The organism is Arcobacter suis CECT 7833 (assembly GCF_003544815.1).
In the GTDB taxonomy this organism is placed as follows: domain Bacteria; phylum Campylobacterota; class Campylobacteria; order Campylobacterales; family Arcobacteraceae; genus Aliarcobacter; species Aliarcobacter suis.
The window spans coordinates 230,549-241,459 of record NZ_CP032100.1 but is presented as its reverse complement, the minus strand read 5'-3'; the positions used below and the strand labels follow the sequence as shown (position 1 = coordinate 241,459).

Below are 10,911 nucleotides of genomic sequence, written 5' to 3'. Positions count from 1 at the left end.
TTATTAAGTTTAGAAAAAAAGTTATTTTTATTTTGTTGATAATTTGTAGTGAGAAAAATTAAATTGTTATGAAAAATTTTATCCATTTATAAAATAAGAGGATAAACCCCTTATTTTATATATCTGATACCGTAATATCTTCATCAATCAATAATTTAACTGTTGAATTTGTACCTGTACCTTTGTATACATTATAATTTATTCCTTCATATGATTCTATTCCATTATTTGTCCAATCACTTGGAGTATCTAGGTGAATACTATCTCCTAGATTTCCTTTAATAATCAATTCATTATTATTATCTGTGATATCAATAACTTCATTCAAATCTAATTTTAAAGTTTGATTACTACTATTTTCTAAATCAATAACTTCAATATTTTTAACTTTTGAAGTAATATTAGCTAAATCAATAGTATCATTGTTATCTAAAACTAATGTATCTTTACCATCTCCTGCATCTACTGTTGCATTTAAATTAGCTACACTAATAATATCATCTCCACTTCCTGTTTTAATACTTGTTGTAGTTGAAGTTCCCATAACCGTTAAATCTGCTGTTTCATTACTTAAATTAATAACATTTGAATTTGCTATATTCATATCAAAGCTTCCACTAGCTGGCGTATCAAGAATATCTTCTCCATCAACAGTTATTATAGAAACATCTACTTTTCCTTCGTAGTTATGATATAAAATTTCAATATTATTTATTTGTGAACTTGGTATTCCTTCTAACTTCCAAGTCGAAGTTAATATATCAAAAGTAGCACTTGGATTCCCATTTAAACCATTAAATAATGTCCCATCTGATAATCTAAATAATGCTGTTCCATCTAATACTTTTGTTTCACCTGTTAATTCAATTGTTAATGTTTCAGAACCATCTAAATCTGTCATATTCGCATTAAGATTAATTTCTGTCCAATTGTATGCATTTGCAAATGTTGTTGTTGGACTTATCGTCACACTACTTGCAACAGGGCTTACATTTAAAGTAAAATCTTTAGTTATAGTGCTAATAGTTTCACCATCTTTTACTATAGTTTTTAGTGTTATTCCTGAAACATCTCCACTCCAATTTTCTGGTGCTTTTACCCATATTTGAGGAGCTGTTCCATTAGATTCTACAGGAATATTCCAAGTGTTATATACAATATCTGGGCTACTATTATTATTTCCAGCATTTTGTGCTAATTTTTGACTACCTTCTTCCCCATAATATACTAAGAATCCCGCTGGTATTCCATCTAAAAGTATAGTTTGAATTGTTTCAGAACCATCACTATCTATCATATTTGATAAACCAATTCCTCCATTATCTGTAGTTAAAGCAATAAATTCATTAATTCCATCTGTGTATTCACTTCCTATTGCTTTTAGTCCTTCTAATTCTAAGCCATTTACAATAGGTGTAATATTTATGGCAATAATTCCTCCACCAACTTTTGTATTAGTCGCCCCATTTTCTTGCGTTTCTAAAGAGTAAGTAAATTTAGCTGTTCCTGAGGCATAAGTATCTGGAGTAAATTTAAGTCCAATCAATTGACTTGGTGAAATTATTGCACTAGTCGTAGTTCCATCAAAAATGATTTTAGTTCCATCAGATAATTCTAATATTCCATTTACACCTGAATGAGTTAAAGTTATATCTCCTAGTATTTCATAATCTGAACCATCAGCATTCGCACCATCATTTGAGAAATTTCCATTTGAATCTAAATCATCAACTGTTTTAGGTTTTATATCAAAAGTATATGTTTGATCTTCATTAATTGTACTAATTAAATCACTTGAAGCTATTGCATCTGTTACTGGAGTAACATTTTCATCATTAAATCCTCCCGCTGGAGTTATAACTGAAACTAAACTTGTTCCTATTACATATGTAGTTAATGTAGGTTGTATTGAAACTTTTTCACCTTTGTCATTATTTTCATTGAAATTTGCTTCTGGTAAGAATACAATACTTTGTAATGCTGTTTCAATATTGTCTGAACTACCAATATTTAATACATATACCGTTTCACCATTTTCTTCATAAGTAACTAGTTTTGATAAACTATCAGCACTAATACTTAGATTTTCTAAACCTTTGAATGATATAGAATAAGCTTCATCCGTTCTATTAGTATCAGCTATAATCGTAACTATATCTGCTAAAGAAAATGCTTTATCTTCTGTAACATTAAAATCTTCAATAAAGAATTCTGAATTTACTCCTAATCCTGATCCTCCTGAAGTATTAGCAATAGCATCCACAAATTTTAATTCTGTAGTTGCTGTAGTAACTTGACTATTTTCTCCATCTTGATTATAAGCAGTAATTTTAATATTATATTTTTCACCCGTTTCATTTGATAAAGTATTATGTACATTAAATTTCAAAGTATAACTTCCATCAAGTTTAGTGTCAGGAATATCAATAAACCATAAATTTGTACCATTACTTGTTACAGTGAAAGTACCATTTTCTATGCTCATACCAAGAGGAACACCCTCAACTACAAGTCTTGTAACTGCTTCTGAACCATCTGTATCTCTATCTGCGTTATCAGAAGCAACTGCATTTAAAGCAATATCAACATCAAAACTTCCTGTTTCTTTTATAGTTACCGTTTTTACACCTTCACCATTTTGATTTGATATATCAATAATTGGAGATAAACCTACATTTGCATTTATAGAAATTTCATCTGTTACAGCTGTTAGTGTTAAATTATAAGTTGAATCTTTTTCTTCAATATCTGATATAACATTTGAATCACTTAATGTAATACTATCTTTAATAGTATATTTAAAGTCAAATTTTGTATCTTGTGATGAACCTAAATCTGATTTATATTGTACATATAAATTTTTAGCTTCTTGAGCATTTAAAACATAATAACCATCTGCATCTTTACTTAAACTTGAAATAGGTGTTGTATTATTTCCTAAATAAAGTGTAAAATCTTTTCCATCAACATCAAGAGCTAATATTCTAACTTGTACTAATGATTCATTACTATCACTTGTAGAAATACTAAAATTAACTTTTGTTAAAGTATCTTCTTTTACACTAGTTGAAGTATTTATTGTAGCATCTACATCTGGTGTTACTAAGATTTTTACATTTTCATAAGATAGAGTCTTGCTATCTCCTTCTTTTTCTGTTGTAACATATCTAATTTTAAAATCTATTTCACCACTATAATTTTTTTCAGTAAGGATTTTTATATTCGCTACATTTTTTGCGTCAAATAACCAAGTTCTTGATTCTCCTTCTCCACCTAAGAAAACAGCTCCTTCAATATCGAAGTTTCCTTTAACTCCTGTGATAACTACACTTAAATCTTCTGAATCATCATAAGAAGAAAGACCAGAATTTTTATAAATATCTGCAAAATTAATAGTTGCACCATTTTCAGTATTTCCCATATCTTCACTTACAACTGCCTGATATATTCCATTTTCTACTGCTGAACCAGTAGAATCTAATTCTTTAAATATTTCATTTACAGGAACATCTGCTACACCTTTTATTTGTACATTTAAAGTAAGTTCTTGAGCGATTGCTTCACTTGTTACTGTTGTTACAGTTCCTGTAGAATTCGTAGCAGTATCTACACTATAAGCTTTTACTTTTAAATTAAAATCTTCATCACTATTATGAGTAGGAACTATTTGTAATGGTATTGTATTATTAAAATTCTCGATAGTGATTTTTCCTGCAGGATTTTGTACTACTTCTATTCCATTATAATAAATACTTGCACCAGTAGGAATATCAGAAATTACAACTGTAAATGTTTCAGAACCGTCTATATCATCAGATTTTACATTTATATCTAAATCGATAGCTCCAGGTATTTTATTTCCTACTTTTGCATTAATATCATCTGCATTTTCATCATTTGAAGTATTTCCTTTACTTCTTCCTGCATCTTCATACCCTTTTGCTTGAGATACACTAAGAGTAACTTGATCAGCAACAGGATCAACATTCATTTTTAAATAAACCGTTTGTGTTTTAGTTTCAGGAACTGCTGAACCTGCATGATCATCAATATCTGTTACTTTTAATGTAATTGTTGCATCTATTTTTCCACTAAATTCTCCAGGTAAAGTCATAGTAAATGTAGGATCAACAATTTTTTCAGCTGTAGCATCAAAATTAACTATTGCAATTCCGCTTGAATTTGCAACGGCACTTACTCCACCTAAAGTAATTATTGTACCTTCTGGAACACCACTTACCGTATAACTTCTTTGTTCTGAGCCATCTAAATCAAGTGAATTACCTGATGTAGGTGTTAAAATTGCTTGTAAATCAATTACATTATTTCCTTCTTCTAATTTACTTGCTATTGTGTAAGTTTTACTATCACTTGAAATATTATCATCAGGGTTATTTTTATTATCAAAACTTAGTGAAATATCATCTGTTACTGATTTAACAACCACTGTAATATCTTTTGATGTTGTTTTACCTGCAACTCCTGAAAGTGGATTTCCACTATCATCAACTTCATAACTTGTTGCTTTTAATGTCATAGTTATATCATTATGTGATTGGGAAATAGGAGTAATTGTTAAATTTTCATATTGTGCTTTTGTTAAATGTATAATACTTGTATCATTCATATCAATATTTGAATAATGTAAAGAAGTATCTAAACTACCATCAGCATTAACAATTACAAATTTTAAAGTTGCTGTAGTTGTTCCACTATTTAATGCAATATTACCATTGTAAATTATTGCACCTTTATCAATACTAGAAAGTTCAATAACACCTATTCTTTCACCATGGTCACCTGTTTTATTACCATTATCATCTGAATTATCTATAATAGTTGGAAGAGTTAAATTCATATCAACATTTACATCTTCATTAGTTGTTACATTTGTATAATTCCATGTTAAACCATCTGCAACAGGATTAACTTTAAATTTAATTTCTCCAAAAGCAATATCTCCATCACTATCTTGAATACCATATTTAAATGATGGAGTAGCATTATAGTTTGAATAATCAGGGTTTGGAGTAAATGTTACATAACCTGAACCATTATATGTTAATTTTCCTATTACAATATTTGAATTATTTGGATCAAAAATATCTACTGTTGGATTACTTGAATCTAAAGTTTCTGGTAATAAACCTTTGTTCCAAATTAATAAACTAGAAAAACTTTCTTCTGTTAAAGTAATATTTATTGAAGTATCTTCATTTAATTCAAATGTTTTATTTATAGCATTTGGTAAAGAGTCATTTACAGTTACTTTAAATTCTACAAGAGGACTAGTTTTACCTTGATCTGTAATCTTAAATCCAAAATTAAGAACTATATTATCATCTATAATTTGGTCAATTGATGAATTTATACCTACAATTCCTTTTATTGGATGATCAATATTTTCATACTGAGTATAAGTATAACTATCATCACTACCACCTGCACTATTTTTATTTAGTTTAATTTCAAATACAGTTTTGTTATCACCTTCTCTAATTGCTGTGATTGTATTTCCATTTAAAATATATGTTATTTTTTTACCATCAGAAGTTAAAGGTTCACCTAAACTATTAGTTGGTGTTGTTGTAAAAGACAATGTATATCCATTATCTCCACTTGGAGCAGTTATTCCTAAATTTCCTGTAGTTGAAATTGATGTATTAGAATTTGTTACAATAAAATTATCTTCATCAACTGTTCCATTTATAGGTGTTTCTATACTTACTCCATCAATAATTTCACCTGTTACACTATTTTTTCCTGCATGTACTTCTACATTTTCATAATAGTGACTTGATTGTTCTACATCTGTAATTTTTAAAACATAACCTTCTTTACCTTCATTTGTAAAATCATCAACTGTTGAATTCTTAACTATTACACTACTATTTCCACCAGTTATTACAACTTCAGTTGTTTTATAAGTTGTAGTACTATTAAAATCTTCATTTTCTGTAGTATCTGAACTATATGTTAAAGTTATTTTAATACTTTGTCCAGCAGGAACAACTACTGGATTTCCAAACTTATCAACCAAAGTAATCGTATGTGTTAAAGCATTCCCTTCTATTACAGAAGCATTATTTTCTATTTTTACATATACAGTATCTTCTTGTCCAAAAATAGTATCATCTAAAATTGTTGTTACAACTTTATCACTATTTAAAATAACATCTTCATATATTTTTCCACTATTTGGAGCTTTATAGTTTTCAATTGAAATATTTAAAACTTCACCATTATCAGATATATAATCATCTAAAGCATCCATAGAAATAGCTTTACCAAGAGCAATATTAGTTAATGTTGATTGAGGTAAATAATCATTTGAGCCAGCAGATGCATTTGTAGCAGTATTCACAGTAGCTGTATCTGGTGTAAATTTGAAATCTACTGTCCCAACTTGATCTGATACAACAGTATTATCATTAAACTCTGTTGTATTTGGTTCAAAAGCTAAAGCAACATAATGTGCTTTAGCACCTTCAGTTACACTATTTGTTGTTAAATAGTTTCCATTTATATCTTTTAAAGGCATTCCATTTTCATCAGATACAAAGATTTTAATAATAACCGTATCTGTTGTATCTGTTACTGTAGCTTTTGCAGTTGCTGTTCCTACATTTATTTTCTCAAAATTCCCACCACTTGCTGACGTTATTGTTGCTGTAAGTTCACTTCTATCAACATAAACATCACTTGTATTATTACTTGCTATTGTTAATGTCCCTGTTGTTTGTCCATCTGCAATTGTAATTGTTCCTTTATCTGTAACAATTATTGTATCACCTTGTGATGCTGCACTTAATGTTGCGGTAAACACATACGATGTATTTGCTGCATCTTCATTTACTGTTGACGCGCTTAAGTTTACTGTTACTGGTGTCTCTGTATCTGTTACTGTAGCTTTTGCAGTTGCTGTTCCTACATTTATTTTCTCAAAATTCCCACCACTTGCTGACGTTATTGTTGCTGTAAGTTCACTTCTATCAACATAAACATCACTTGTATTATTACTTGCTATTGTTAATGTCCCTGTTGTTTGTCCATCTGCAATTGTAATTGTTCCTTTATCTGTAACAATTATTGTATCACCTTGTGATGCTGCACTTAATGTTGCGGTAAACACATACGATGTATTTGCTGCATCTTCATTTACTGTTGACGCGCTTAAGTTTACTGTTACTGGTGTCTCTGTATCTGTTACTGTAGCTTTTGCAGTTGCTGTTCCTACATTTATTTTCTCAAAATTCCCACCACTTGCTGACGTTATTGTTGCTGTAAGTTCACTTCTATCAACATAAACATCACTTGTATTATTACTTGCTATTGTTAATGTCCCTGTTGTTTGTCCATCTGCAATTGTAATTGTTCCTTTATCTGTAACAATTATTGTATCACCTTGTGATGCTGCACTTAATGTTGCGGTAAACACATACGATGTATTTGCTGCATCTTCATTTACTGTTGACGCGCTTAAGTTTACTGTTACTGGTGTCTCTGTATCTGTTACTGTAGCTTTTGCAGTTGCTGTTCCTACATTTATTTTCTCAAAATTCCCACCACTTGCTGACGTTATTGTTGCTGTAAGTTCACTTCTATCAACATAAACATCACTTGTATTATTACTTGCTATTGTTAATGTCCCTGTTGTTTGTCCATCTGCAATTGTAATTGTTCCTTTATCTGTAACAATTATTGTATCACCTTGTGATGCTGCACTTAATGTTGCGGTAAACACATACGATGTATTTGCTGCATCTTCATTTACTGTTGACGCGCTTAAGTTTACTGTTACTGGTGTCTCTGTATCTGTTACTGTAGCTTTTGCAGTTGCTGTTCCTACATTTATTTTCTCAAAATTCCCACCACTTGCTGACGTTATTGTTGCTGTAAGTTCACTTCTATCAACATAAACATCACTTGTATTATTACTTGCTATTGTTAATGTCCCTGTTGTTTGTCCATCTGCAATTGTAATTGTTCCTTTATCTGTAACAATTATTGTATCACCTTGTGATGCTGCACTTAATGTTGCGGTAAACACATACGATGTATTTGCTGCATCTTCATTTACTGTTGACGCGCTTAAGTTTACTGTTACTGGTGTCTCTGTATCTGTTACTGTAGCTTTTGCAGTATCCGTTGTTACTAGGTTTTCAAAGTTCCCACCTGTTGTACTTACAACTGTTACAGTGTAAGTTTCACCATCTTTATATACATCATCTCCTTGTATTACAAATGGTGTTGATTGAACTATTGTTCCTACTACATAATCTGGTCCAAATGTGATTGTTGATCCATTTGAAAGTGTTACTACTAATGTTGTTTGTGGTGCATAATCTAAGCTTCCACCTACTGTTGCTGTTCCTGTTCCTTCATTTACATTTACATCATCTAATATTAATGTTACATCATCTATTGCACCAATATCAGTTATATTTACAGTAACTGGTGTTCCGAAAACTACTTCTTCATAATCTCCACCATTTATAGCTACTATTTCAGCTGTCAACGATTGAGAATCATTATATACATCCATATCTTGTGTTTTTATAGTAAGAACACCTCTTCCGTCTGCATTTATATCTACGATATAAGTTGTAACATTTCCATTTTGATCTGTCACATTTACGGTTACTGTATTAGCTGTACCTTGAGGAACATAGCTTAGAAAAATATTGAATGTTACTGAGTCAGCATTTTCATTTACATCTGACGAAGTCATTGATGTAAATATTGTGATTCTATCTCCTGTATTATCAGCTGTATCAACAGGAATATTAGCTATAGATTCACTTAAATTCTCCCATCTTGCAGTATCTGCAATATCATTTAATCCTCTATCATTTATAGAAAAAATAGAATTAAATGTTGATCCATTACCAGTAGCATTTCCACCTGCTTCAGCTCCTGCTGCTGCTGCACCTAATGATTCTAACAATGTTTGATAATTTGTTATTAATGTTAAGTTTGAGCTTACATTATCTCCCAGTTCTACTGGTTTTGAAAGCAATGCTTCTAATCTATCTATTATTTCTCCACCATCAAAGCTATTATTCTCTACAATACTATCTACATCTTTTTCATTTAAATCTTTATTTATTATTATTGCTGTGGGATTAGGCATATTTGTTGTATTTGCTTGTAGAAGTGGCACGATACCATTCAATTCTACTTTTATACTTTTACCATTTACATTAAATGTTAGAGTTACTGATTCTTGATTATCTTTAAAATTTAGTACATAATTTGAAAAACCATTTGAGAACACATATTGTTCACCTTTTATTGTATTAAATTGCAAATCGCTATTTAAATCTACAACTTTTTGTCCACTCTGTGTTTTTATTGTTAATTTCATCTTATTTCTCCTGATATTATCTTTTTTAATATACATAAGTATTATTTAATATCAAAATATTATATTAATAAAGTCTCTGAAAAGTTTTTTTATTATTTATTTTTAGGAAAAAAAGATAACCCAAAGGTTATCTTTCGTGAAGAGAATCTTGTTTTACTTTAAGTATTGGTTTTAAAAGGAAATCTAATATTGTTTTTTTACCTGTTACGATGTCAACAGTTGCAATCATACCTGGAATAATTGGTAATTTTTTGCCTCTTCTTTCCAAATAATTTTTATCTGTTTTTACTAAAACTCTATAGTAACTTTTGCCATCTTTTGAATCTTTATCGACTATTGTATCAGCCGAAATTTCTACTATCTTGCCTTCTAAACCACCATAAATAGCAAAATCATATGCAGTTATTTTTATAATTGCTTTTTGGCTAGGATTAATAAATGCTATATCTTTTGGATCAATTTTTGCTTCAACAACTAAAGCATCACTTAAAGGTACAATTTCTATTAAATCCATTCCTGATTGAACAACTCCTCCAATAGTATTAAAATTAAGTTGTTTAATAATCCCATCCACAGGAGAAGTAATAGTTGTTTTTGCAACTTTATCTCTATCACCAACTAATTTGGCTTCAAATTTATTTATTTGACTTACAGTTTTTTGAAGATCTCTTGAAGCTTCAGCTTTAAAAGTATCTATTTTTTCTTTTATTCTATTTTGTGCTTCAGAAATTGCAAAATTTGACCTAGCAATAGACAATCTTGCTGTTTGTAAATCACCTTTTGTTACATTGTATTCTTTTTCAATATCTAATAAATCATACTTTGATTTTATTCCTCGTTCAACAAGCTTTTTAATAGTTACTCTTTGTTCTTCAATAAAACCTAAAGTATCTGTTAATTTTTTAATTGTACTTTCAATCTCTTTTAACTCTTGAATTTTTTGACTTTCTTGATTTTCAAGAACTTTTATAGAAGATTTTATTTCTCTAAATCTATTTTCTAATAACAATTTTTCATTTATATCATATCTAGACATATCTTTTATAATTTTTTCATCAAATTCAAGTACTGGCAATTCATTGTTAATATCAATGGTTGATTCTACTTCTAATCTAGTTTTTAATGCTAATAATGATAAATATTCTTGTTTACTTTCTTCCAATGTTGCTTGAAATCTTGTTGTATCAATTTTCATTAAAGGAGCATCAAATTTTACGATATCTCCTTCTTTTATAAAAATTTCTGAAATAATTCCACCATCTAAAGACTGAACTGTTTGAATTTTATCTGTAGGAATTACTTTTCCATTTCCTCTTGCTAATTCGTCTATTTCTGCAATAGCTGCCCATAACAAAAGTATTGAAAATATTCCAGTGATTAACAAAAATATTACATTAGAAACTCTACTTGGTTTTTCATTTGAGTTAGAATATGAATTATACATAAACTCTAAATCTTTTTCTTTTTCGTCTTCTAAACCATAAAGTCTTTTAAACCAACTTATCAGACCTATTTTCTCTTCATTTTTTTTATTCTTTTGCATA

General features: G+C 29.4%; 2 protein-coding genes. Both read right to left on the bottom strand.

The features are described from left to right. Positions 1-115: 115 nt before the first annotated feature. Entirely contained in the window at positions 116-9,367 is a 9,252-nt protein-coding gene (locus ASUIS_RS01205) for an immunoglobulin-like domain-containing protein (protein ID WP_118885327.1), read from the bottom strand. A gap of 127 nt (positions 9,368-9,494) precedes the next feature. Beyond that, complete coding sequence (locus ASUIS_RS01200) at positions 9,495-10,910, bottom strand: HlyD family type I secretion periplasmic adaptor subunit (protein WP_118885326.1); 1,416 nt, start codon at positions 10,908-10,910, stop codon at positions 9,495-9,497. Position 10,911 lies beyond the last annotated feature (1 nt).